The sequence below is a fragment of the Faecalibacterium sp. genome (genome assembly GCF_052358865.1).
In the GTDB taxonomy this organism is placed as follows: Bacteria; Bacillota; Clostridia; order Oscillospirales; family Ruminococcaceae; genus Faecalibacterium; species Faecalibacterium butyricigenerans.
The window spans coordinates 12,110-36,499 of record NZ_DAWCVJ010000017.1; the positions used below are offsets into that span (position 1 = coordinate 12,110).

Below are 24,390 nucleotides of genomic sequence, written 5' to 3' on the forward strand. Positions count from 1 at the left end.
CTCCCCATCCTCTTGTTTCCTTTTTATTATAGCATAGCCTGCGCAAAAATGGTATCGCCCTTTCTTAACCGCCCCAAAAAGCCCCCTCTTCTTTCCGCAAACACAAAAAGGCCCCCGGCCCGTGCAGAGAGCACGAAGCCGTGGGCCTTTTCATTCGGTTGGGTCTTTCCCATCCCTCAGAGCCGTTTCGGGCCGGAGATAAACGCCCCCTCCTGCCCGGAATGCTGCTCAGGAGTCCGTTTTAGACAGACAGAATGACGACGGTGGTGGGGTAAGGCACGCTGAAGATGACGCGGCCATTCACAACGCGAGCGGTAGTGACCACCCAGCTGCCGTTGCTGTCCAGATACATGACGACTGCAACATTGCCGATCCCATTGACGCTGACCGAGACTTCGCCTTCTACCTTGACATCACCGATGGCACGGACGGACAGGTCATTTGCAGACTTGACGCCTGCTGCGGCGGCTGCGTCAGTCGTAGCCTTGCTGCCTGCAAGGGCAGTCAGCTTATCGGCAACGCTGCCCTCGGTAGAAGCGAGGGTATTATAAGCAGCGTTGGCCGTTGCGCTGGCCTCAGCGTTAGACTGAGGAACAAAAATTTCGCTGGCAGGGCCGGTGGCGTCGCCGGTGATGCTGGGTGCCATCACGCCGTCGGCTGCGAAAGCAGAAACACTCATGACAGCGGCCATCACCACAGCGGCGACTGCTACTACGAATTTCTTTTTCATAACGATTACCTCCATATTTATTTCTGGACAGGCTGCGATCTCTCGCTGCCGTATCCTTTATAATAGTAGCCGGACTTGTAGTAGCGTTTATAATACAGGCTCGACTTACTATTCATTTCTGCACGGCTCAGCACGACGCCCAGAAGCGGCACTCCGGTGCGCTTGAGCTGCTGAACCGAATCGCCCACGACCTTGCGGGGCGTCTCACCGCCGCGCACCACCAGAACGGTGCCGTCGCAGTGGGTGGCGATGTTCAGGGCATCGGCCACGCTGCCGAGGGGCGGCGTGTCGATGAGCACGACACCGAAACGCTGGCGGCAATGCTCGATCATCTGCGCAAAGCGCTCGCTTTCCAGCAGGATAGCGGGGTTGGTCACGGTCTTTGCCACCGGGATGATATACCCGTTGGGGACGTTGGTCTCATAGATGGCGTCATCCAGCTCGGCTTTGCCCGCCAGATAATGGACGCCGCCGATGAGCTGGCCGGAGGTGGACATCCCGTACTTGCTGCGCATCTCCGACTTGCGGAAATCGCAGTCGATGAGGACGGCGGACGTGCCCAGCTCGGCGATCATCCGCCACAGCTGCATGGTCACGAAGCTCTTGCCCTCGTTGGGCGTGCTGCTGGTGATCATGATGGTCTTGACATCGCTGCCGCAGAAGCTCAGATTGATGCGCAGCTGGTTAATGGCCTCGCTCACCTCGAAGGGGAGCTGCGGCATCTTGCCGATTTGAAGCTTATTCATGGTCGTTCTCCCCCTCTTATCTGCTCATCACGTCGTTCCAGCGGAAGGCGCTCTTCTTCTTGGTGTCATTGTGGTTGAAGCTGCCCAGATCGACCTCCGGGATGGTAGCCAGCGGCTGGACGCCCAGATACTTGGCCACATCGTCCGGCGTATCGAAGCTGTCCTTCATCAGGTACTGCACCAGCAGCACGCCGCAGCAGAGCACAGCGCCCAGCAGTGCGCCCAGCACCGTATTCTTGGCGTAGCTGGGGCTGGACTTCTGGGTGGGCACCACAGCGTCCTCCACCACGTTGGGCGTCTCCGTCTCCATGATCTCGGGCAGGTAGATGCGGGCCTGCTTGATCAGCTCGTTGGCGATGTCTGCCGCCCGCTCGGGGTCGCTGTCGGTGACGGTCACTTTGAGGATGCGGGTGTCATTGGTGTTGGTGATGCTGACCTGCCCTGCAAGGCTGCGGTAGTTGGTGTCGAGATCCAGATTTTTGATGACATCCTGCAGCAGCGGACGGCTGAGCATCAGCTCCTGATAGTCCGCCGTCAGCTGAGAGCCGATCTGCAGGTCGGTCAGGTTGACGATGGAGTTGTTGGAGGCAGACACGATGTAGATGCTGGCCGAGGCCTGATACATCGGCGTCACGAAGAAATACGTAAAGCCGAACGCCAGCAGTGCGCCCGCCAGAAAGCAGGCGATGATCTGCAGGATGTGCCCCCACAGCAGGTAGAATACCTCTACGAGATCGATCTCTTCTTCTGTCTCTGCGCCGTTGATGGCCGCCGGATTGAGTGCCTGTTGTTCCTTGCCCACTGATTGATCCTACCTTTCCAGTTTCCTATTCCCTTATCGTACTTTTTCATAAAACAGCTGTAAGACGGTCGCCTCCCGGCTGGACTCGTCCAGATGGTAGGCCCAGTAGCCGTTCTCGATGACGTTCTCGCCGTCGATGGTCAGGGTGTCGAGCTGTTTGTACTGCTTGAGCTTTTCGCCGATCTTTGCAGCCGTGCCGCTGGCGATGTCCGTCACCATGTAGTCCTCCAGCGCCGTATAGGCTTCGGCTGCGAACTGGCTGTCCTGCTGCCGGAGCTTTTCTTCCAGCGCGGCGAGGAACTGCCGCTGACGGGCCATGCGGGCGATGTTGGTCTGGTCGTCGATGTGGTGGCGGCTGCGCACATAGGTCAGCGCCTTCTCGCCGTCCAGCGTCACCTCTTCGCCCTGCACCAGCGTGGGGTCGATCTCAGAGAAATCCGAGGTGACGGTCAGGGTCACGCCCCCCACAAGGTCGGTGACGATGCCCACGGCGTCCATGTTCAATGCAAAATATCCGTCGATGGGCTGGTCGTCCAGCAGCATCGAGACGGCAAGCGCGGTGTTCTCGCAGCTGTTCTCCCGGCCATTGCCGTAATAATGGGCCAGCGCGATCTGCTCGTCGGCATACGCCGCCACCCCGCCCAGAACATCCAGTACCGGCACCTTCGTGATGGTATCGCGGTTGATCTGCAGCACCTGCCACGTCTTGTTGGCGTCGTCCACCACCAGCACCATCTGGACGTCGGCCTGTCCGCCGCCCTCGTAGCTGTCCACGGCCACGGCCTTGCCCTTGACGTCGATGCCCATGATCAGGTACGTCTCAAGGCCGGAGCGCTGACGGTAGGTGCTGCCGTCGTAGGTGATCTCCTTCTGCTCCTCCGGGGCCGCGATGACGGCGCTGCCCACCTCGTCGGAGCCGGTCGCATAGCGGTCGTTCTCCCAGAAATGGAGGGCCGCTGCGCCGCCGGCCAGCAGTGCCAGCGCCACGGCCGCCGCCACGCCCGCCTTGAGGGCGTCCTTCCGGCGGAGTCGTTTTTCCTCTCGGAACCTCACACTTGCGCGAGAGTCGGTGCCGTCAGCCGACGGGCGTTCTCATCCATCTGTGCAAGAAACGCTTCGCCCAGCTTGCGCCGCACCATCTCTCTTCCCCCTTTCAGATTTGGCGGTCTTTTGGTCATGTCGTGGCAGTCGCTGCCCAGCAGCGGCGTCGCCGTCAGTTCCAGAAGCTCAAGCCCCTGCCGACGAGTCCCCCAGCGGAGCAGGGTATCCGCGTTCACCTGAAGGGCCAGCGGCAGCTTGGCCAGCTCTTCCAGCCGACGGCGGTTGCTCGAGCTGAAGCAGAACCGCTCGGGATGGACGAGGACGACATTGAAATGTAGATCCAGCGACAGCACCGCCACCGTCTCCACCTGCTGGTCGGTCCACTCCGAAAAGGGCATCTCCAGCATCAGGGTGCGGGTGTTCTCGATGCAGAGCCGCTCCGGGTGATGTTCTTCCATCCCCCGGAAATAGGCTGCTTCCGCCGCCGGAAGGATGCGGGGCAGGCTGCTCCCCGCTGGGATAGCGCTGTGCAGCGCGTTCAGGGCCGCTGCCCGCCGCGCCAGATACATGGTGACGCTGTTCTCCCGGGCGTAGTAGTGGGAGGTCGCACAGACCGTCCCGACCCCCATCCCGGCCAGCGCCTGAAGCATCGCCAGCGACGTCTCCACGCTCTCGCTTCCGTCGTCCATCTGCGGAAGGATATGGGCGTGCAGCTCGATCAGTTCTCCCGTCTCCATACCGCATCACCGCCTTTCCGCATTTTTATGGATTTCTCTTCCTCACTTTCTCACATTCTAGCATAGAAAAATCTAGGATGCAACAGGCAATTCCGCGGAAATGCTTCTCTACGGCATTTTTTATCGCAATTTTCAAAAATAGTGCCTATCAAAATAGCATATTTGCGATATGCAGTTTGCGGATGTTGCTTGTGCATTAAATACGCAAACTGCTATATTTGACTGCTCCCGATTTTTGGCCTTCGTAAGCCAAAAAGCCGCTCTCTGTGCTTTGCAGTACAAAAAACGGCTTCAAATCAGCATTCCTCCGGCCTGCGGAAGTTTATTCCGGCAGATCCTCTTCGTTCTCGAGGCTGTGCCAGACGTTCTGGACGTCGTCGTTGTCCTCGAGGGCATCCAGCAGCTTGCCCATCAGCTTGAGCTGGTCGGGGTCGGTCAGGCGGGTGGTGGTCATGGGGACCATGGCCAGATCGTCGGAGAGGATCTCGTAGCCCTTCTCCTCCAGAGCCTTGACGACAGCGGAGTAGTTCTCGGGGTCGGTGGTGATCTCCGCAGCCTCTTCGCCTGCGTCGAAGTCCTCTGCACCGGCATCCAGAGCGTCCATCATGGCCTCGTCGGCGTCCTTGTCCTCCAGAGAGATGTCGATGACGCCCTTCTGGCTGAACAGGAAGCCCACGCAGCCCATAGCGCCCAGATTGCCGCCGTTCTTGTCGAAGTAGTGGCGCAGGTCGGCAGCGGTACGGTTGCGGTTGTCGGTCAGGGTCTCCACCATGACAGCGACGCCGCCGGGGCCGTAGCCCTCGTAGGTGATTGCCTCGTACTCGGTCTTATCGCCGCCCTCGGCCTTCTTGATGATGCGCTGGATGTTATCGTTCGGCACGCTCATACGCTTTGCCTTGGCGATCAGGTCTGCCAGCTTGCTGTTGGAAGCGGGGTTGGGGCCGCCGGTGCGGACGGCGACGCTGATCTCGCGGCCGATCTTGGTAAAGACCTTTGCCTTTGCGCCGTCGGTCTTTTCCTTCTTGCGCTTGATGTTGTTCCATTTGCTATGTCCAGACATGGGAAAGAGCCTCCTGTATTTTATCAGTGATCTCCGCCTGCGGGCAGACGGGCTGTGGTCGCCCGCATTGTGGCAGCACACAAAATCTAACTCTATTATTCTATCACAACAGCCATCGGCGTTCAAGCCTTGTGCTGCTGGTTTTCGGGCCTATTCTGCCAAAAACTGCGTTTTACAGCAGCCGGAGCGCCTTGGGGTAGTGGTTTTTGACCCTGCCGCCGGACACTTTTCCGCCGCCCAGCGGCCAGCCGTCCACCGTCACGCAGCACCAGCCGTCGGCGGCGGTGCGGGCTTCGGCCTCCCGGCCGGAGAGGTATTCCACGGTCCGCGGGTCGGCGAGGGTCAGCTCCTCGCGGTTCTTGCAGAGCGCGCCGAAGGCCGTGAACAGATGGTGCTCCGGCACGAAGCGGCCCTTCTGCACGCTGCCCACAAAGACGCCCGCCCGCAGGACGTGGAGATTCGTCTGGGGGAAAGCCGCCGGAAGCAGGACGCCTCCGCCATGCACCACGGCGGGACGCCCGGCCAGCTCCGGGAAATATTCCTCCGCGAACTCCCGCCACGCGACGAGGCTCTGGGCGGGCGTTGCCTCCCCTGCCCCGCCGTCCCGGCTGCGGACGCTGCGGCCCTGTGCGGCCTCCCGGCAGGCGCGGCTGTTCTCCCGCCGTGCGCTGCGGGCATCGGCAGGCCGGCCGCCTTTCTGGGGCTTGCCGCCCTTGGCCTTTCGGCCCGCCTCGGCGGCAGCGGCCAGCCAGAGCTGCTCTTCCGGCGTGTACCCGCCGGGGGCAGGCAGGGCGCGGGGCGTGCCCGCCTTGACCAGCCGGGCCATGAAGTGGCCCTCGCCGCCCTGACAGGGCCAGATACGGCGCACCTTGCTCACGTCCAGCGGCAGTCCGCCGGTGCGGTTGGCCTCGCCCTCGCTGCCGAAGGTGTAGTCCACATGGCCCAGCACATCGGCCAGCGCGAACTCCGGGTGGCGCTGTAAGAACGCTGCCACCTGCCCCTCATCCTCCTCGGGTGCGAAGGTGCAGGTGGAGTAGACCAGCTCCCCGCCCGGCGCAAGGGCCGCGGCGGCGCTGTCGAGGATGTCTGCGCCAAGCTCCGCGCACTGCTTCACCAGCGCCTCACAGTGCTGGGCCAGCGCGGCAGGCTCTTTGCGGAACATTCCCTCGCCGGAGCAGGGCGCGTCCACCAGCACCCGGTCAAAAAACTCCGGCAGAGCCGCCGCGATGCGGGCGGGCGTCTCGTTGAGCACTACAGCATTGGGCACACCCATCCGCTCGAGGTTGCTCTTCAGGATCTCCGCCCGGGCCGCGACGTATTCGTTGCTGACCAGAAGCCCCTGCCCCCGCAGGGCGGCGGCGAGCTGGCTGCTCTTGCCGCCGGGGGCGGCGCACAGGTCCAGCACCCGCATCCCGGGCCGGACGCCCAGCAGCGGCGCGGCGGACGAGGCCGACGGCTCCTGCGAGTAAAAGACGCCTGCGTGATGATAGGGGTGGCGTCCCGGCTTGAAGTCGGGACACTCCACCACGAACGCCGCCTTGCAGAAGGGCGAGGGCCGGAGCGGGAAGTCTGCCCGGGCCGCAAACTCCTCCGGGGTCGTGCGGAGTGCGGAGACGGTCACGCCCCGGGCCGACGTCTCCTGCGGGGCGGCGTAGAGCCGCTCGTACCGTTCGCCCAGCAGGGCGCGTTCCCGGGCTTCAAAATATTCGGCAGGCATTTTTGCAAAACCTCCTTCGGGCTGCGGTGCATAAAGCCGCCGCAGCCGGTCAAACTATGGGCAGGGAGCGCAAAGCGCCTCCCGAAATCGAAAGGAGCGACGATACGATGGAAAATCGCAGCGAGAACCGCAGCACCAACTGCAAGAACCAGAACCGCACCACCAATCAGACGAACAGCCGCACCACCAATTCCAGCCAGAACTCTGCCACCAACGAGCACAAGCACCCCAACCAGTACACCAAGGGTGCCGACGATGAGGGCGGCAAGAACTCGGCCCACAACTCCGCCCGCAACAGCCGATAAGGCGGAGTGACCCCAAAAAGCCCACTGCTCTCCTTGCACTGTTCCCCAGTGCAGAAAGCAGTGGGCTTTCGCGTTTTTTCTTACTTCTCGTTGGGGTCGAAGGACTGCCACAGCGTCTCGAACAGCTCCTGTACCCGGCCCAGCTGGCCGTTCAGATACAGCCAGCCCAGCAGGCACTCGAAGCCGGTAGAGGCACGATATTCCTCCGGGGAGGCGTGCTTGGCGACGCTGGCCTTGCTGGCGTTGCGGCCCCGCTTGAAGACGGCAAGCTCGTCCTCTGTGAAGAGCGGCTCCAACAGCTGCTCCTCCCGGAACTGCGCCCGGGCCGAGACGTACTTGACCTTTTCGGCGTTGAGCTTTCCCGCCGACAGCCGGTGGTGCTCCACCAGCCGCTGCCGCACCAGAAGCTCCAGCACACTGTCGCCCACAAAGGCCAGCGCCAGCGGACTCAGCTCCCGGGGGTCGATCTTTTCGGGTTCGTTCATAGGATACCTCTTAGAAGATATAATCGAACTGATACTCGCCGATGAGGATGGTGTCGTTCTCCTGCACGCCCTTCTGGACCAGAGCGTCCAGAATGCCGCTCTCGCCCAGCTGACGCTGGAAATACTGCAGGCTCTCGTAGTCGTCCACATTGCTGCCGGCAAGGATATACTCCAGCCACGGCGCATCCACGCTCCAGACATGAGCCTCCATCCGCTTGATGGTAAACTCGCGGCTGCCAGCCTTTGCCTCCGGCTTCTTGTACTCGGGGGTGAACACGGGGATGGCAGGGATGTCCTTCAGGCGGTTGTAGACCAGACCCGGAAGCTCCCTCACGCCCTGCATGGTGGCGGCGGAGATGGGCACGAAGGTCAGGCCCTTCTCCTCCACATACCTGCGGAAGGTGTCGATCTGTTCCTCGGTGGCGAGGTCACACTTGTTGCCCACCACGATCTGGGGACGCTCGGCCAGCGCAGGGCTGAACTTTGCCAGCTCCTCGTTGATCTTCTCAAAGTCCTCGATGGGGTCACGGCACTCGCTGCCGGAGACATCCACGACATGGAGCAGCAGGCGGCAGCGCTCCACATGGCGGAGGAAGTCATGGCCCAGACCGATGCCCTCGCTGGCACCCTCAATGAGGCCGGGGATGTCGGCGCAGACAAAGCTTGCGCCCTCCCCCACCGACACGACGCCCAGCGTGGGCACCAGCGTGGTGAAGTGGTAGTTGGCGATCTTCGGCTTGGCGGCGCTGATGGTGGAGATGAGGGTGGACTTGCCCACATTGGGGAAGCCGATGAGGCCCACATCTGCGATCAGCTTCAGCTCCAGCGTCACCTGAATGTCCTCGCCGGGCATACCGGGCTTTGCGAACTTGGGGATCTGGCGGGTGGGGGTGGCGAAATGGGCATTGCCATAGCCGCCCCGGCCTCCCTTGGCCACGGTCACGGGGGTGTGGTCGGACAGATCGGCGATGACAAGGCCGCTCTCGGCGTCCTTGATGACGGTGCCCAGCGGCACCTTGATGACAAGGTTCTCGGCGTTCTTGCCGTGGCAGAGGCTCGCGCCGCCCTTGCCGCCCTCGTCAGCGGTGTACTTGCGCTTGTAGCGGAAGTCCATCAGGGTGGTGAGGTGGTCGTCCACGACGAAGATGATGTCGCCGCCCCGTCCGCCGTCGCCGCCGTCCGGGCCGCCAGCGGCCACGAACTTTTCACGATGGAAACTCACAGCGCCGTCGCCGCCCTTGCCCGCATGGAGCCAGATGGTGGCGATGTCGATAAAATTGGTTTGTGCTGCCATACAGGCCCTCCTGTTCTCAGAAAAGATTCTTCTCAGCGCTTATTCTTTGCGCTTTTATTGGAAAATAACCTCTCAGTCCGCGCTTTGGCGCGGCCAGCTCCCCCAGCGAGGGGAGCCAGATCAAGGAAGAAGAAATTCATCAAAAAGAGCCGGGCCACGAGGGTCCGGCTCTCTGTGTTGCAGATTTTAGGAAGAAGTTACTGCTTGACGCTGCACTTCTTGCCGCTCTTGCCCACGCGCTCGAAACGAACGGTGCCATCGACCAGAGCAAACAGGGTATCATCGCTGCCCTTGCCGACATTCTCACCCGGCTGGATGTGAGTGCCGCGCTGGCGAACGAGGATGTTGCCGGCCAGAACGAACTGACCATCTGCACGCTTGGTGCCCAGACGCTGAGCCGCAGAATCACGGCCATTCTTGGTGCTGCCTACGCCCTTTTTATGTGCCATTGTAATATACCTCCTACTTAGCCGTTGATCGCAGTGATCTCAACCTTGGTGAAGGGCTGACGATGGCCCATGCGGCGAGCACTGTGCTTCTTTGCGCGATAGGTGATGATGTTCAGCTTCTTGCCCTTGCCATTCTTGATGACCTTAGCAGAAACGGAAGCGCCCTCAACAACAGGAGCGCCAACCTTGACCGAACCCTCCTCGCCGATAGCGAGAACCTGATCAAACTTCACTTCGGAGTCGGCCTCAACGTCCAGCTTCTCGATGTAGACGATGTCGCCCTGCTCCACGCGGTACTGCTTACCGCCGGTAACAATGATTGCGTACATTTTGTTCATTCCTTTTCGTTGTACTCGCTGGTCGTAAAGGCAGGCCCTCACAGGGGCCATTTGAGGCGCCCACACCAAGCGGCTAGAATAGTATAGCAAAAAAGCGTGCGGATTTCAAGAGGAAAATCCCGCTTTTGCGGAAATATTTTCAGTTTTTCTCCGCCAGCTTCTCCTTCAGCATCTGCTTCACCCGCTCGTTATATGCGTTGGTGCGCTCGATGAAAAGCTTGCGGGGGCTGGACGCCACCAGCTGCTCCTGCTCAAGGACAAGCTCCGGCTGCGCTTTGTGCGCCTTCGCCAGAAGGGTGCGGTTCTCCGCCGTCAGGGCCAACGTCACCATGAGCGGCTTGCCTTTATACTTCCGGGTCAGGAAGATCTCCAGCGCCACGCCGCCCACGACGGCCGCTGCCGCCACCAGCTGGGAGGCACGCAGGCCCAGCGACGGCACCAGCAGCAGGCTGTCGGTGCGGAGTCCCTCGATCCAGAAGCGGCCTGCGCCGTACCAGATGAGATAGCGCAGGGCGATGTCGCCGTTGAACTTCCGCTTCTTGATGTACGCCGTCAGCAGGGCCAGACCCACGAAGCACCAGATGCTCTCGTAGAGGAAGGTGGGGTGGACGGGCATCGTGGGGTCGATGGTGACGCCCTTGGGCACCGTGACGGTGCTGCCCATCAGGTATTCCTCTGTCGCCTCGCTGAACATTCCCCACGGCAGGGTGGTGTTGCAACCGAAGGCCTCCTGATTGAAGAAGTTGCCCCAGCGGCCGCAGCCCTGTCCGATGAGGAAGCCCATGCCGGCGAGGTCGAACATGGGCAGCACCGGCACGCCCCGCCACTTGCAGGCCAGACCACCGAACACGAAAGCACCGATGATGCCGCCGTAGATGGCCAGACCACCATCCCGGACAGCCAGCACATCCCAGATGGTATCATAATTATAAGGTGCCATCGCCACATAATACAGGCGGGCGCTGGCGATGCCCAACACCACGCCGACGAGGATGACGTCCACCATCGCGTCGGCGTCGATGCCGAACTCGGTGCAGCGGCGGAACGCGAACACCAGCGCAAGGCAGAGGCCGAAAGCGATGCAGACGCCGTACCAATAAATATCGGCCCCGCCGATGCTGAAGGCCACACGGTCCAGCTCAAAGCTGAGGCCAAGGCCCGGGAACTGTACCAGATTCGTCATTCTTCTGTCTCCTCTTCTTCCTCATCGCCGACCGTGCCGTCCGGCTCGATGCGCATCATGGCCATCCGCTCCGGGCGGAGGATGTGCTGCAGGGCCGCGTCGGCATCCTCTGCCGTCAGGCCCGCCAGCATGGTAATCTGCTGGGCCACAGTCTGGCCTGCCAGCGCGAAATCCGCCATCTGGCTGGCTGAATCCTCGACATTTTCCAGATTTTCGATGAGCTGGCCGTATTTTTCGTTCTTGCAGAGGGTGAAGATTTCCCGGTCAACCCCCTCGCGCCGCACCCGCTCGATCTCGTCCAGCAGAAGCTGGCGGACGGTGTCGGGGGCGTCACTCTCGCCGGTGAAGAGGATGCAGCAGCACCCCTCCACCCGCAGCACCTCGCCGCCGAAGCCCGGGTTGGTCAGGCCCTCGTCGTAGAGGCGGCGGTAGAGCGGCGACATCCCGCCGCAGATGCAGCAGAGGATAAGCTCGTACAGCATCTCGCTGCGCAGGTCGCCGAAGGGCAGCGGCTCTTCCTTGAAGCCCAGACCGAAGCAGGGTTTGGCGATGGGCATGGCGATGGTCTTTTCCGCCGCCGCCAGCGTCATGGGTTCGGGGCGGAGCAGCCGCTCCACCTTTTCCGCCGGGCGCTCGTCCATCAGGCCGTGGCGGGCACAGGCCGCGAGGATCTGCTCCATGCTGGTGTTGCCCGCTGCGGCCAGCACCATATTGCCCGGGGCATAGAAAGCCCTGCAGCAGTCGTAGAGCATCCCGGGGGTTATCTCGGCAATGCTCTCCACCGTGCCCGCAATGTCGCTGCGGATGGGGTGGCTGTGGTACAGGCACTCGCACAGGCCAGTGATGAGCCGCCAGTCAGGGCTGTCATCGTACATTTTGATCTCCTGCCCGATGATGCCCTGCTCCTTGGCGATGGTCTGCTCGGTAAAGTAGGGGCGTCCCACCATGCCCAGCAGCACGTCGAGGCTCTCGTCCAGCTGTTCTGTGGCCGTAAAGAGATAGCAGGTGCGGTCGAAGGCGGTGAAGGCATTGGCGTTGGCACCGGTCTTGGCAAACTTTGCAAAGGCGTCGCCGTCCTCATCCTCAAACATCTTGTGCTCGAGGAAATGGGCCACGCCGGCGGGCAGATGTACCTCCCGCTCCCCCAGCCGGAAATCCCGGTCGATGGAGCCGAAGCGGGTTGCATAGATGACATGGGTGCCGGAGTAGCCCGGCATGGGGCGGACGAGGACAGTCAGCCCCGAGGGCAGGGTCTGCCACTGGTCTGCGGCGGTGCGTTCCAGCACGCTCCGGGTGTTCTCAGCCATTCTCGTCTCCCTCCTCTCTCGTCAGCAGGCAGCTCACCGACAGGGTGAACTGCCGGAGGATGTCCCGCACCTCTTCCTTGGTCACGGCCAGCAGGGCGCAGCGGGCGTCGTCCGGCGTCTGCACCGGGCCGCCCCGCAGCACCTCCATATAGTACCACGTCTCGATGCCGCCCAGCGTATCTTCGAGGCCGTTCATCCCGGCCAGCAGGCCCCGGCGGCAGTCTTCCAGCTCCTCGTCGGTGATGGGGCCGTCGCAGAGGTCTTTCAGCTCTTTGAGCACGGCTGCCTCGGCCCGGGCCGCATCCGCGTGCTCGACGCCGCTGTTGACGGCCATGCTGCCCGTAAAGCTCTGGAAAGAGGACGAGCAGTAATAGCACAGATGATCCCGCTCCCGGACGTTCAGGAAGAGGCGGCTGGTGACGCTGCCGCCGTAGAGAGCCATCGCCAGCCGGACTGCAGCCAGCTGGCCGGGCTGCATGGGCTGGCCCAGCGTGAAGAGCATACAGAGCTTGGCCTGCGTGGTGTCGAAGTGCTCCACCCGGCGCACAGGCTCCCGCCGGGACATGGCGATGTTCTCCGCCCGGGGCAGCGGGACGCGGTCGATGGCCGAAAGCTCGGCCAGCAGGGCGTCCTGCACAGCGGCGGTGCTGGCCTCGTCACAGCCCAGCACGATCAGCTCGATGTTCGCCGTCCGGAGCATCTCGTCATAAGCCTCGGTCAGCATCCCGGGCGTCAGGCTGTCTACCTCTTCCAGATAGCCCTCCTGCCGGACACCGGCGGGGCTGTCGCCGAAAAATTCCCGGTTGGCCTGCCGCTGGCAGTAGAGCCGCTTGTCGTTCACTTCGTCTTCCAGCGCCTTTTTCAGCATCTGTTTCTCGATGCCCACGGCCTCAGGGTCGAAGGTTCCGCCCACGAAATAGGGGTGGAAGGCTGTGCCCAGCGCCAGTGCGGCGTACTCCTGCGTCAGCTTCTCCCCTTCCAGCGCGAACTGGTCCTTGATGCCGGTGATGCTGACGCAGAGGTTGTGGCTGCATCCCATCGGGCGGGCGTCCACCGTCAGGTCGGCACCATAGAGGCGGGCCAGCTTCTTGGTCAGCTGGGTCATATCGGGGCAGTCGGCATAGCCCCGCTCCATCACCAGCGGCAGCAGTGCGTGGGCCGTGGCCGTTTCGCGGCGGGCCGGGAACGCAAAGTGGATGCTGATGCGGCAGCGGTTGAATTTCTGCGCGGCGTCATACGAGAGATGGACGCCGGGCGCGATCTGGGTTCGTTTCAATGTTCTATCGTCCTTTTGTGTTATTTCGTTTGTTCCAGCGCCAGATACTCTTCCAGCGAGAGGCCCGAGGCACGGATGGCGAGGGCGTTGTCCCTGCCCACATACCGCCAGTGCCACGGCTCGAACACCATGCCGGTGGCGGCCTGACGCTCCTGCGGCCAGCGCAGGATGAAGCCGTACTCGGCGGCATAGGCTGACAGCCACTCGTAGGCGCGGGTGTCGGCGAAGCCGGTGTTCTCCTCAAGGCTGTCCGCTACGAGGATGTCGGCGGCGTAGCCGGTGGCGTACTCGCTGGCCTCCGGCGCAGGCTGGACGGTGGCGGCCTTGGCGGCAGCGTCCTCTTCCTTGCTTCCGGCCTCCCGGTAGCTCTGGACTGCGGCCTCATAGGCGCTCTGGCGGGCGGCGGCGTCCTGATGGCCCGCCGTCAGCACCAGCTCGATCCCATCCTGCTGCGCGGCCTCGGCCATCTGGCGGTAAGCTGCGGCGGCCTCGGCCTCCAGCGAAACGCCGGTGGCCTCGTCGGCCACGGCAAGCTCCGGCGTCGGCTCTTCCGTCAGGGGCAGGTTCCCATTCACCAGTACAAGACGGGCATCGGAGAGGTCTGTCTCTGCGCCGCCCGTATACTCCCGGGCCTCGAAAGCCGTCGGCGGCGCGATGAGGGCGTAGGCCTTCGGCAGCAGCCAGAGGATGCCGCCGGTCATCACGGCCATCATCGCGCCGCAGCTGAGCAGAAAGACCGTCCAGTTGCGCACGAGGCGGATGCGGTGTCTCCGGCGGCGCTGGGCCGGCGGCAGCGTGCGGCGGGGTTCGGGTCGATTTTGCTCCATGATGCAGCTTCCTTCCTCTTGTTCGGCGTTCGCCCGGGGTGCAGGCAGATAATTACATTATACACCCCTTTTCTCCGGGTGTAAACGGCAGGCCCTGTAAAAAAATTGTGTACGCAAAAAAGCCGCCGCACCGGCGCAGAGCGCACGGCACGGCGGCTTCTATAGCCTTTTTTACTCGAACAGCATATCGTGGATGGCGCTGACTGCCTTATCAGCGTCCTCGCGGTCGATGATGCAGGAGATCTTGATCTCGCTGGTGGAGATCATCTTGATGTTGATGTTGTTGTTGGACATGGCCTCGAACATCTTGGAGGCCACGCCGCTGTGGCTCTGCATACCGGCACCCACGATGGACACCTTGGCGCAGGTCTCGTCGCAGGTGATCTGATCGAAGTGTGCGCCCTCGCGCAGAACGCGCATTGCAGTCTCCGCCTCGCTCTCCGAGCAGGTGAAGCTGATGTCCTTCTTGCCGTCGCGGCCGGTGGACTGCAGGATGATGTCCACATTGATGTTCTTCTGGGCCAGCAGGCCGAAGATCTTGAAGCTGGTGCCCGGCTCATCGGGAACATTCAGGATAGTGATAACAGCAACATCGGTGTCCTTTGCGACACCCTTGATCAGCATACCTTCCACGTCTTTTACAACCTCCTTGACGACCGTGCCGGGCACGGGGTTCAGGCTGGAGAGGACCTCCAGCTCCACATTATACTTCTTAGCCAGCTCCACGCTGCGGTTGTTGAGCACCTGTGCACCGAGAGAGGCCAGCTCCAGCATCTCGTCGAAGGTGATCTCGTCCAGCTTGCGGGTGTTGCGCACCTTGCGGGGGTCAGCCGTGTAAACGCCCTCCACATCCGTGAAGATCTGGCAGCGGTCGGCGTGCAGGGCTGCCGCGATGGCGACGGCGCTGGTGTCCGAACCGCCACGGCCCAGCGTGGTGATGTCGTCCAGCTTGTTCAGTCCCTGGAAGCCTGCCACGACGACGACGCGGTTGCGCTCCAGCTCCGAAGAGATGCGCTCGGTCTCCAGCTTGGTGATGCGGGCCTTGGTGTAGGCACGGTCGGTGCGGAAACCCGCCTGCCAGCCGGTCAGGCTGGTGGCGTGGCAGCCCAGCTCGTTCAGGGCCATGGCCAGCAGGGAGATGCTGATTTCTTCGCCTGCGGCCAGCAGCATATCCATCTCACGGGCAGAAGGGTTGTGGGTGATCTCTGCTGCCTTTGCGATAAGGTCATCGGTGGTGTCGCCCTGTGCGGACACCACCACGACCACGTCATTTCCCGCGTTGTGGGTGTTGGCCACGATGCGGGCCACGTTGAAGATACGGTCCCGGTCCTTCACCGAAGAACCGCCGAACTTCTGTACGATCAACGCCATATCTTGTCACTCTCCTCTTTTTGCTCCCTCAGTGTCTGAGGGGTACACCGGGCGGAAGCGGTCTTGCACTTCCTCTCCCTGTCTATCATTCCACTGTCGCACCGGTGTTGTCGGCATCCAGCCGCAGCAGTGTAAATGCTTCACATCCGTCCAAGCCCTCCAGCAGCTCGAGGCCTTTTTCCAGCTTGGAGTAGAATTTTTCGGCGCTGGCCTTCTCTGCCACCGCCATCACGGTGCTGCCCGCGCCCGAGACGTATACCGCCTTTGCGCCGCAGAGCCGCGCCATGTCGAAGACCTCCTTCGAGCCGGGCATCAGGGGCATCCGGTAGGGCTGGTGGAGCTTATCTTCGGTGGCGATGGCCAGCAGGTCGTGGCGTCCCTCACAGAACGCCGCCGGGATGAGGGCTGCACGGGACAGGTTATACACCGCATCCTTGTGAGTGACCTCTTTCGGCAGGGCCGCACGGGCGGCCTCGGTCAGCAGCTTGTAGTCGGGCACGATGGCCGCGAAGCAGAGGCTCTCGTCCACGTCCCGCTTGACGGAGTAGACCACGCCGTCCTCGAAGACGCTGCTGGTCAGGCCGCCCAGAAGAGCCGGTGCCACGTTATCGGGGTGGCCCTCGATGGAGGTAGCCAGCGTCAGCAGCTCCTGCGTGTTGAGCACATCGCCCAGCATCCGGTTCGCGCCCAGCAGGCCCGCGATGATGCAGGCCGAGGACGAGCCGAGGCCCCGGGCCATGGGGATGGCGTTGGTCTGGACGAGCTTGAGGGGCGGCATGGTCTTGCCCACCTTGTCGAACAGGCCCTTGGCCGAGCGATAGACCAGATTGCTCTCGCCCCGGGGGATACGGGTGCCGTCCGCCGCCGAGATGTCCAGATGGTCGCTCTCTTCAAATGTCACCGTGTTGTACAGCGTCACCGCGAGGCCCAGTGCATCGAAGCCGGAGCCGATGTTGGCGCTGGTCGCCGGGACGGAAACTTTGATCTTCATAGCAGTTCCCTCTCCTCTTCCGCTCAGACTTCCTCGGGCAGACGGCGGAGCACCAGCTTCACGCTGCCGCCCACGGCCTCCACCTTTCGGGCCGCTTCGGCCAGAGCCTTGCCGTCGGCGCTGTCCACGAAGTAGGCACAGCCGTCGAAGTGCTCATCCACCACATGGCCCTTGCCATAGATGGCCTCGGCCACGGCCGGGGCGATGCCCTCCACACGCACATAGTATGCGGCGGGCGCGGGGTCGGTGAGCATCCCTTCCACCGGCTCGGCGGGCTGCCAGAACAGGCTGTCGTGGACCTTGGAGCCGTTCTTGAGGGCGTCCACCACGTCAGCCACCACGGCGCTGGCGGTGGGAAGCTTGCCTGCGCCCTTGCCGTAAAAGACCACGTCGCCCAGCATATCGCCCTTCACGAGGACGGCGTTGAAGACGTCGTCCACGCCGGCCAGCTGGTTCACCTTCGGCACGAGGCAGGGCTCGACGCCCGCAGCCACACTGCCGTCCTCGCCCCGCTTCATCCACGCGATGAGCTTGATGACGCAGCCCAGCTTTTCCGCTGCCGCCACATCGCTCGCCGTGATGTCCCGGATGCCGCGGGTGGGGATGTTCTGGGGGTAGATCTGATGGCCGCAGACCAGCGAGGACAGGATGGCGATCTTGCGGCAGGCGTCGCGGCCGTCCACATCATCGCCGGGGTCCTTCGTCTCGGCGTAACCCAGCTCCTGCGCGATCTTCAGTGCCTCGTCGAAGCCCAGATTCTCCCGCACCATCTTGGTGAGCATGAAATTGGTGGTGCCGTTGACGATGCCCTCCACCTCAGTGATGACATTGGCCGCGAGGCACTGATGCATCGGGGTGATGATGGGGGTGCCGCCGCCCACAGAGGCCTCGAAGAGGAAGGCGCAGCCGTGGGCCTTGGCCAGAGCCAGCAGCTCTGCGCCGTAGGTAGCCACCATCTCCTTGTTGGAGGTACAGACGCTCCGGCCGCTCTCGAGGCAGGCCTTGACGTAGGGGTAGGCGAAGCGGGTGCCGCCGATGGTCTCGACGACGACCTTCACCTCCGGGTCTTCCAGAATGGTATCGAAGTTCTTGATGAACAGCTGTGCAGCCGGATGAGCCGAGAAATCCTTGGGGTCAAGGATGTACTTGACCTCCACCGGCTCGCCTGCGCGGCGGGAGACGCCTGCGGCGTTGCGGCAGAGCACCTCGTACACGCCGCTGCCCACCGTGCCAAAGCCCAAGATCGCGATTTTTGCCATGATACAGCCCTCGTTCCTGTTTTCTATCAATATACTCTCACAGATTGTATCCGCAGTGTACGCCCACGACCATCCGCTGACGCGAAAGCTTTTCGGTCAGCTCCTCGGGGGTCATCTGCATGGTGTCGGTGCGGATGGTGACAGCCACCAGCGCCGCACCGTTCTCCGGGGTAGACTGGTTGATGGTCACGATGCTGGCACCGGCGGCGCTGATGCCGGCCAGAAGGCTCTGCAGCGCGCCCGTCTCGTCCCGCAGGGTCGCCATAACGGTGATGACCTCGCGGCCATTCTCCGAGTCGAAGATGCAGTCCTTATATTTATAAAATGCGCTGCGCGACAGGTCCACGCTGCGGGTCGCAGCCGAGATGCTGCGCGCCTCCCCGCTGGCCAGAAGCTCCTTGGCTCGGACGACTTTGAGAAAGACTTCCGGCAGCACCTGCGCGTCCACCAGATAAAAACGGCGTTCCAACTTGTTCACCTCACAAACACAAGTGTTCTTGCAGAAAATATAATAGCATCCGACTCCCCGCATTGCAAGGGGTCGGATGCTATTTTGTCAGATTATCCAGTTTTGTGCCGTGAAGTGCCCTCTCAGCGCACCGGAATTGCTACCCGATGCCGTAAAAGTATGAGTTTTTTGCTCAGTCGGTGTCGAGGTTGGTGGTATCCGGCTCCGACGTGAGGGGGGCGCTGGACACAGCGGCCTGACCGTGGGAGTAGTTGCAGACATCGGGCAGGTCGTCGGCGCGGTAGTAGCCCACTGCGGTGCTGGGGCAGGAGCCGCTGGCCAGCAGTCCGCTCTGGGTGCAGTAGCTGCGCTCCACGACGCCGTCTGCCGCCGGGAATGCCTTATAGGGCAGGTCTGCCTGCACCTGCTCCATCAGGGCCTTCCATGCCATGACGCAGGTGCGGGTCTTAGCCTGCTGCTTGCCGAGGGTCTTAGTCATGTCGTAGGGCGCGTCATAGCCCCACCACACGGCGGTGACGTAGTAGGGCGTGCCGCCCACGAACCACAGGTCCTTCTCGTCGCTGGCCGTACCGGTCTTACCGAAGGCCTCCATACCGTTGGAGTTGGGGTAGCGGCCGCTGGCCGTGCCGACGCTGGAGAACAGGACGTTCTTGAGCAGGCGGTTCATGACATAAGCCGTCTGGGGGGTCAGGGCCTGATAGCTGGTGTCGTTGCTCTCCATATAGATGTTGCCGTCGCGGTCGAGGACGCGGGTGTAGAGATGGGGCGTGGTGTACTCGCCGTCATAGAAGATCTGGAACGCCGCCGCCAGCGCCATCGGGGTGACGCCGTGGGTCTGGCTGCCCATGACCATCTGCGCAAGGCCCACGTCGTTGACCGGGTCCAGCGTATTGAGCTGCAAGGTATTGTAGACGAAGTTGAAGATGTTGCTTGCGCCCACGAGGTCGCCCACCCGGATGGCGATGGTGTTCAGCGAGCGGGCAAGGCCGTTCCAGAGCGGCAGGTCGGAATTGTCGCCGTAGTTGCCGCCGTAGTTGCGGGGCCAGCTGCGCCATGCGTTGGGGTAGGCTTTCAGCTGCTTGTCGGTCAGGCCCATCAGGCCGTTCTTCCGGCAGTAGTCCTCGTCGCGGATGACCATATCCTGCTTGAGGTAGAGGGGCGAGTTGTTGAGCATGGTGGACCAGTTGACCAGACCATACTCGATGCCCAGCGCATACGCACCGATGGGCTTGATGGTGGAGCCGGTCTGCCGGGTGACGCCGTAGGCGCGGTTCAGAGAGAGGCTCTTGGTCTTTTCGCCCAGACCGCCCACCATGGCCAGCACATTGCCGTCGTAGTCCAGCGTGACCATCGCGGCCTGTGTGCGGACGTTGCGGCAGTAGTAGACCGTGCCGTCCTCGCCGGTGCGGGTCTTGGGGGTGCCGTCCTCGTTGTACACCTGCACATCGTCGTCCGAGATGCTGGTCACTTCTTCCTCATGCCAGCCGGCCGGGAAGTAGGCGTCGTCGGCGTTGAGCATCAGATTCTCCATCGCGGTCTGGAGCTTGGGGTTCACGGTGGCCTCGATGGTGTAGCCGCCGGTGTAGAGCATACTCTGGGCGGTGGACTCGTCCACGCCCTCCTTGGCCATGATGTCCTTCACCACCTCGTTGAAGAGGGCGTCGGTGAAGTAGGAGGTGGTGGAGCTGCTCTTCTTGCTGTCATCCTCCTCCGCCAGCACCAGCGGCTGCGCCGCTGCGTTGCGGTAATCATCCTCCGAGATGACGCCCTGCTGCCACATATTGTAGAGCAGGAAGTTGCGGCGGTGGATGAGGTTTTCGGGGTTGGTGTAGGGGTTGTAGTTGGTCGGATTCTTGGTGATGGAAGCAATGGACGCGCACTCCCAGAGGGTCAGCTGGCTGACATCCTTGTTGAAGTACTCGTTGGCCGCCGTCTGGACGCCCTGAATGGTGCCCGTGAAGCTGATGGTGTTGAGATACGCTTCCAGAATGGTCTCCTTGGAATAGCTGCGGCTCAGGATGAGGGCGCGGTAGATCTCGCGCAGCTTGCGCAGTGCGCCCTCGATGCCGCTGGCGCTCTTGTCGCTGGTCAGGTTCTTGATGAGCTGCTGCTCCAGCGTGGAGGCGCCCTGCTTGGAGCTGTAGATGGGCAGCAGATACTCGTTGATCATCGCGCCGATGGTGCGCTTGAAGTTGACGCCCGGCTCGGTGTAGAAGTCCTTATCCTCGGTGCAGATGAATGCATACTGTAGGTTGGTCGGGATCTGCTCGAGGTCGGCCCAGACGCGGTGGCTGTTAGAGGAGCGCAGGGTGGCGTACTCCACCTGTGCACCGGTGTCCGGGTCGGTGGCCACCACAAGGCTCGACTGGCTCAGCTCGATGTTGTCGAGGTCCAGCAGGTCGCCGTCGTTGGCCGTGACCTGCACCACATAGTAGACTGCGCCCACCGCAGCCAGACTGCCTGCCATGATGCCCAGACAGACGAGGGTGACGAGGGTGCGACCCAGAAACCGCAGGACGGGGTGGCCGCTCTTTTCCTCCGGCTCCCGCGGCGCACGGCTGCGGCGGGGCATCTCCTCGGCGGGGCGTCTCTCCCGGAGAGCACCGTCGCTGCGGATCTTTCGTCTTTCGTTGTTTGAGATAAGGATCCCCTCCTATCGCAATTTTCGCATCAAAGCACCGCCGAAGGGTGCTGTTCGCTGTTCATCCTGCTGCGGACGAGTCCACCCGCAGCCATAATAATACATTATAGTCCTCGCCATCCTCTTCTGCAAGGGGCAAATCGACCGGATACGATATTAGTATAGCACATCTGCCCCGCCAAAGTACAGCACCCGGGTGTGAAAATTCTGCACCTCTGTCTGAGGCTGTTGTTTTTTGCACATACTACCGTCTGAAACATCATTCTGCCCCGAAAGGAGTCCACTGCCATGCGCAAGGTCTGGCTCTGCGTTTTTTATGCCGTCTGCATCTTCACCATCGTGTTCAGCCTGTTCTGGATGGCCCTGCCCAAGCTTCCCTTCCCTGCCGACTCCGGAACAGAAACGCCCGCCTCCGAGCCGGGACTGGCCGCACAGGGCCGCGCCGGGCAGGGCAGCACGGATTTTTACCTCTGCGACGAGGGCGGACGGGTGGTGGTCTACACCTGCACGGAGAACGGCCTGCCCGACAAGCGCCTCCTGCGCACCGGCATCTACGTCAACCTCCTGCCCGAGGCCGACGCCATCCGGCTCAAGCAGGGCTTCTACGTCTCCGGGGAGACCGCCCTGCGGGCGCAGCTGGAGGACCTCGGCGGATAAGCAAAAAGCCTGACCGCTTGCGGACGGTCAGGCTTTTTGCGTCTTTCATCAGGCTTCGAGCTGTTCCAGCGGGATGAGATAATCCTTGCGGCACTGCTCGTAGTTGAGCATATATTCCTTGGTGGGGTTGTGGTGCATCATATTCTTGAGGGTGTGGGAGTCGTAGTCCTCGCCTGCCTCCATGCCCACCAGACGAGCGGCAATATTGGAGCAGTGGTCGGAGATGCGCTCGGCGTTGTTCAGCACATCGAGGAAGACGACGCCGGTATCGATGGAGCAGATGCCGTCTTTCAGGCGCTTGATGTGCTGGGCGCGGAGCTTCTCCACAAGGATGTCGATGACCTGCTCCAGCGGCTCCACCTGACTGGCCATCCGGCCATCGTCCGCCTCGAATGCATCCGCCGTAAGGGTCAGGATCTTTTCCAGCGCCTTGTCCAGAAGCTTCAGCTCCTGCTGGGCCATCTCGCTGAAGGTAACTTCCTTATCGGCCAGTTCCTGTGCCTTTTCCTTGATGTTCACGGCGTAGTCGCCGATGCGCTCACACTCGGTGACGAAGTTGAGCAGCTCTGTCACCTCGTGGCTCTCCGCGTCGCCCAGCTCCTGATCGGCCAGCTTGATGAGGTAGTTGGAGATCTCGACCTCCATCCGGTCGATGAGGTTCTCGCGGACATCAATGGCGCTCACCACGTCCTCGTCCATCTTGAGCAGCAGCGGGGTGGAAAGGCTGACGTTGCGGGCCGCACGGCGGGACATCTTGACGACGGCATTCTTGGCCTGCTGCAAAGCCACGGCCGGGCTCTTGAACAGACGCTCATCCAGCACAGGCATACTCATCTCCTGCGCCTCCTCGGCGCTGCTGGGCACGGTCATCATGGCCAGCTTGGACAGCACACCGCTGCAGGGCAGGAAGAACAGCATCGCAATGACGCTGGTCATGGTGTGGATGTTTGCGATGCTGCTCTTGTTCATCACATCGCCCCACATGGGGATGCCGATGGTGAACTGGAGCGCATAGACCAGCGCCAGCAGGATGACGCTGCCGATGATGTTGAAGTACAGGTGGATGAGGGCGGCGCGCTTGCCGTCCTTGGAGGAGCCGCCGATGGTCAGCAGCGGGGTGAACGCGGTGCCGATGTGGGCACCCAGCACGATGGGGATGGCCGAACTAAAGGTGACGAGGCCGGTGCTGGACAGAGCCTGCAGGATGCCCACCGACGCCGAGGACGACTGGATGATGACCGTGACCACCACACCCACGAGAACGCCGAGAATGGGGTTGGTCATGGTGACGAACAGCTCCTGGAACATGGCGCTCTCCCGCAGGGGGGACACGCCGGTGTCCATCAGGCTCATGCCGGTGAACAGGATGCCGAAGCCCAGCATGATCTGGCCGATGTTCTTCTTTTTCGCGCTGCGGATGAAGACATAAAAAATGCAGCCGATAAACGCCACCACCGGCGCAAACGTCTTGGGCTGGATGAGGGTCAGGATGAGGCTGTCGCCCGAAATATCCGCCATGCGGATGAGCTGGCCCGTGACCGTCGTACCAATGTTTGCACCCATGATAACGCCTACCGACTGCGTAAGGGTCATGATGCCGGAGTTGACAAGGCCGACACAGATGACGACCGTACCGGCGGACGACTGGATCACGCCGGTGATGAGCGTACCGAAAATAACGCCCTTGATGGTGGAGGAGGTCAGCTTCTGTAATACGCCCTGCATCTTGCCGCCGGCCAGCTTCTCAAGGCCGGCGCCCATGATCGACATACCATACAGGAACAGCGCAATACCGCCCAGCAGAGAGGTGATGTGTGTAATGTCCATAAAACAATGCTCCTAAAATCTTCCTATTGCTCCATTGCACAAGACGGCTTCGCCCAGCTCTCCGTATGCAAAACGCCGTCCTTTTTATTATATCATCGAACCCCCCGGCTCAACAAGCATTATTTTACAGGAAAATCACCTTTTTGACTGGAATTTTAAAATTCCCGCCCTCTTTTGCGCTGTTCTTTTCTTTGATTTTACTTCGATTTTACGTTAGTGCTCTCTAACCCGCCGCCCGGTATTCCCGGGAATGCGTCAGGCGGCGTCCAGCTCTTCCATCGCCTCCCGCAGGGTGTCCGCCGAGAACAGGAACGCCCCCGCCTCCGTGTACACCTCCACATGACCGCCTACATATCGCAGCTCTACCTCTTTCATTCCTCTTCCCTCCTGTGTCTTTTTGTTCTGACAGGAGTATAGCAGAATAAAAGTCCAATAAAATGTATTTTTAGGCGGTTTTTTGAACAAAAAAGCGCAGAAAAGCCTCTCCCTTTGGGAGAGGTGGTATCGCGCAAGCGATGACGGAGAGGGCAAGCCCGTCTCCCGAGAGCCGCTACGCAGCGATAAGCAGGTTCTTTGACAGAGCGATGCTATCGCTGTGCCTGTTCCTCTCCGTCAGCGTCCTTGCCCTCTCAGTCACCTTCGGTGCCAGCTCTCCCAAAGGGAGAGCCTTAGATAAAGAGGGCAGGCTTTGCGGAATGCAAAAGCCTCTCCCCTTGGGAGAGCCAAAATCGGTCCGAACTTCTCCATTCACGCAGGAAACAGGGCGATTCGCGCAGGTTTTATTGATTTTTCCCCGCAGATGTGGTACATTCAGGGCAGTCAAATGTTCCCTGTTTTTACCATTTCTTTTCACCATTCAAAGGAGGTTTTTGTATGCT

The 24,390-nt window shown here is 61.7% G+C and carries 24 protein-coding genes; 3 read left to right on the forward strand and 21 right to left on the reverse strand.

Features of this window, described 5'->3' with window-relative positions; all coding sequences use genetic code 11:
- Positions 1 to 241: 241 nt before the first annotated feature.
- From ACT8X9_RS04620 to ACT8X9_RS04650, 7 genes are all read right to left on the reverse strand, one after another.
- Entirely contained in the window at positions 242 to 730 is a 489-nt protein-coding gene (locus tag ACT8X9_RS04620) for a hypothetical protein (protein WP_444268271.1), read from the reverse strand.
- 17 nt (positions 731 to 747) lie between these two features.
- The gene (locus tag ACT8X9_RS04625; RefSeq protein WP_444268272.1) at positions 748 to 1,476 is read right to left on the reverse strand and encodes a CpsD/CapB family tyrosine-protein kinase; all 729 of its coding nucleotides are present in this window, start codon (positions 1,474 to 1,476) and stop codon (positions 748 to 750) included.
- A gap of 16 nt (positions 1,477 to 1,492) precedes the next feature.
- Entirely contained in the window at positions 1,493 to 2,278 is a 786-nt protein-coding gene (locus ACT8X9_RS04630) for a YveK family protein (protein WP_249233093.1), read from the reverse strand.
- Between the two features lie 33 nt (positions 2,279 to 2,311).
- Positions 2,312 to 3,331: an LCP family protein gene (locus ACT8X9_RS04635; RefSeq protein ID WP_412591234.1), complete on the reverse strand. Its 1,020-nt coding sequence runs from the start codon at positions 3,329 to 3,331 to the stop codon at positions 2,312 to 2,314.
- The gene (locus ACT8X9_RS04640; protein ID WP_444268273.1) at positions 3,328 to 4,056 is read right to left on the reverse strand and encodes a CpsB/CapC family capsule biosynthesis tyrosine phosphatase; all 729 of its coding nucleotides are present in this window, start codon (positions 4,054 to 4,056) and stop codon (positions 3,328 to 3,330) included. The genes ACT8X9_RS04635 and ACT8X9_RS04640 overlap by 4 nt, the downstream gene beginning before the upstream one ends.
- A 322-nt stretch (positions 4,057 to 4,378) precedes the next feature.
- Complete coding sequence (locus ACT8X9_RS04645) at positions 4,379 to 5,116, reverse strand: YebC/PmpR family DNA-binding transcriptional regulator (RefSeq protein WP_227621143.1); 738 nt, start codon at positions 5,114 to 5,116, stop codon at positions 4,379 to 4,381.
- A 172-nt stretch (positions 5,117 to 5,288) separates the two neighbouring features.
- Complete coding sequence (locus ACT8X9_RS04650; protein ID WP_444268274.1) at positions 5,289 to 6,833, reverse strand: RsmB/NOP family class I SAM-dependent RNA methyltransferase; 1,545 nt, start codon at positions 6,831 to 6,833, stop codon at positions 5,289 to 5,291.
- A 107-nt stretch (positions 6,834 to 6,940) separates the two neighbouring features.
- On the opposite strand from ACT8X9_RS04650, the gene ACT8X9_RS04655 reads away from it, so the two are divergent.
- Positions 6,941 to 7,138 (forward strand): hypothetical protein, encoded by a 198-nt coding sequence (locus ACT8X9_RS04655; RefSeq protein ID WP_444268275.1) that lies wholly within the window; start codon positions 6,941 to 6,943, stop codon positions 7,136 to 7,138.
- An 80-nt stretch (positions 7,139 to 7,218) separates the two neighbouring features.
- Here the strand turns inward: ACT8X9_RS04655 and ACT8X9_RS04660 are convergent, their stop codons facing one another.
- From ACT8X9_RS04660 to ACT8X9_RS04720, 13 genes are all read right to left on the reverse strand, one after another.
- Entirely contained in the window at positions 7,219 to 7,623 is a 405-nt protein-coding gene (locus ACT8X9_RS04660) for a Mini-ribonuclease 3 (RefSeq protein WP_249233098.1), read from the reverse strand.
- 10 nt (positions 7,624 to 7,633) lie between these two features.
- Entirely contained in the window at positions 7,634 to 8,917 is a 1,284-nt protein-coding gene (gene obgE / locus ACT8X9_RS04665) for a GTPase ObgE (protein ID WP_249233101.1), read from the reverse strand.
- 197 nt (positions 8,918 to 9,114) lie between these two features.
- Positions 9,115 to 9,366 carry a 50S ribosomal protein L27 gene (rpmA, locus tag ACT8X9_RS04670; protein ID WP_015563948.1) on the reverse strand — a complete coding sequence of 84 codons (252 nt, stop codon included), beginning with the start codon at positions 9,364 to 9,366 and terminating at the stop codon, positions 9,115 to 9,117.
- Positions 9,367 to 9,383: 17 nt separating this feature from the next.
- Positions 9,384 to 9,695 carry a 50S ribosomal protein L21 gene (gene rplU, locus ACT8X9_RS04675; RefSeq protein ID WP_015563947.1) on the reverse strand — a complete coding sequence of 104 codons (312 nt, stop codon included), beginning with the start codon at positions 9,693 to 9,695 and terminating at the stop codon, positions 9,384 to 9,386.
- Between the two features lie 148 nt (positions 9,696 to 9,843).
- The gene (gene lgt, locus ACT8X9_RS04680) at positions 9,844 to 10,887 is read right to left on the reverse strand and encodes a prolipoprotein diacylglyceryl transferase (protein ID WP_444268276.1); all 1,044 of its coding nucleotides are present in this window, start codon (positions 10,885 to 10,887) and stop codon (positions 9,844 to 9,846) included.
- Positions 10,884 to 12,194 carry an EF-P 5-aminopentanol modification-associated protein YfmH gene (yfmH, locus tag ACT8X9_RS04685; RefSeq protein ID WP_249233106.1) on the reverse strand — a complete coding sequence of 437 codons (1,311 nt, stop codon included), beginning with the start codon at positions 12,192 to 12,194 and terminating at the stop codon, positions 10,884 to 10,886. Before yfmH ends, lgt begins: the two co-directional genes overlap by 4 nt.
- Positions 12,187 to 13,470, reverse strand: a complete 1,284-nt coding sequence (locus tag ACT8X9_RS04690) for a M16 family metallopeptidase (protein WP_444268277.1) — start codon at positions 13,468 to 13,470, stop codon at positions 12,187 to 12,189. Before ACT8X9_RS04690 ends, yfmH begins: the two co-directional genes overlap by 8 nt.
- Before the next feature lie 20 nt (positions 13,471 to 13,490).
- The gene (locus ACT8X9_RS04695; RefSeq protein ID WP_444268278.1) at positions 13,491 to 14,297 is read right to left on the reverse strand and encodes a M15 family metallopeptidase; all 807 of its coding nucleotides are present in this window, start codon (positions 14,295 to 14,297) and stop codon (positions 13,491 to 13,493) included.
- Positions 14,298 to 14,468: 171 nt separating this feature from the next.
- Positions 14,469 to 15,668: an aspartate kinase gene (locus ACT8X9_RS04700; RefSeq protein ID WP_444268279.1), complete on the reverse strand. Its 1,200-nt coding sequence runs from the start codon at positions 15,666 to 15,668 to the stop codon at positions 14,469 to 14,471.
- Positions 15,669 to 15,753: 85 nt separating this feature from the next.
- On the reverse strand, positions 15,754 to 16,659 hold the full coding sequence (gene thrB / locus ACT8X9_RS04705; protein ID WP_227621132.1) for a homoserine kinase: 906 nt from the start codon (positions 16,657 to 16,659) through the stop codon (positions 15,754 to 15,756).
- Positions 16,660 to 16,682: 23 nt separating this feature from the next.
- Positions 16,683 to 17,918, reverse strand: coding sequence for a homoserine dehydrogenase (locus ACT8X9_RS04710; RefSeq protein WP_444268280.1), 1,236 nt, complete (start codon positions 17,916 to 17,918; stop codon positions 16,683 to 16,685).
- A 37-nt stretch (positions 17,919 to 17,955) separates the two neighbouring features.
- Positions 17,956 to 18,396 (reverse strand): ACT domain-containing protein, encoded by a 441-nt coding sequence (locus ACT8X9_RS04715; RefSeq protein WP_112114976.1) that lies wholly within the window; start codon positions 18,394 to 18,396, stop codon positions 17,956 to 17,958.
- Between the two features lie 163 nt (positions 18,397 to 18,559).
- Entirely contained in the window at positions 18,560 to 20,959 is a 2,400-nt protein-coding gene (locus tag ACT8X9_RS04720) for a transglycosylase domain-containing protein (protein ID WP_444268281.1), read from the reverse strand.
- A gap of 357 nt (positions 20,960 to 21,316) precedes the next feature.
- Between ACT8X9_RS04720 and ACT8X9_RS04725 the strand changes: the two genes are divergently transcribed.
- Positions 21,317 to 21,685 carry a hypothetical protein gene (locus tag ACT8X9_RS04725; protein WP_412591246.1) on the forward strand — a complete coding sequence of 123 codons (369 nt, stop codon included), beginning with the start codon at positions 21,317 to 21,319 and terminating at the stop codon, positions 21,683 to 21,685.
- Between the two features lie 48 nt (positions 21,686 to 21,733).
- On the opposite strand, the gene ACT8X9_RS04730 is transcribed toward ACT8X9_RS04725, so the two are convergent.
- Positions 21,734 to 23,512, reverse strand: a complete 1,779-nt coding sequence (locus ACT8X9_RS04730; RefSeq protein ID WP_444268282.1) for a Na/Pi cotransporter family protein — start codon at positions 23,510 to 23,512, stop codon at positions 21,734 to 21,736.
- Positions 23,513 to 24,200: 688 nt separating this feature from the next.
- Here ACT8X9_RS04730 and ACT8X9_RS04735 point away from each other — a divergent pair.
- Positions 24,201 to 24,390, forward strand: a 190-nt coding sequence (locus tag ACT8X9_RS04735) for a hypothetical protein (protein WP_444268283.1), incomplete at its 3' end; no start/stop codon positions are given.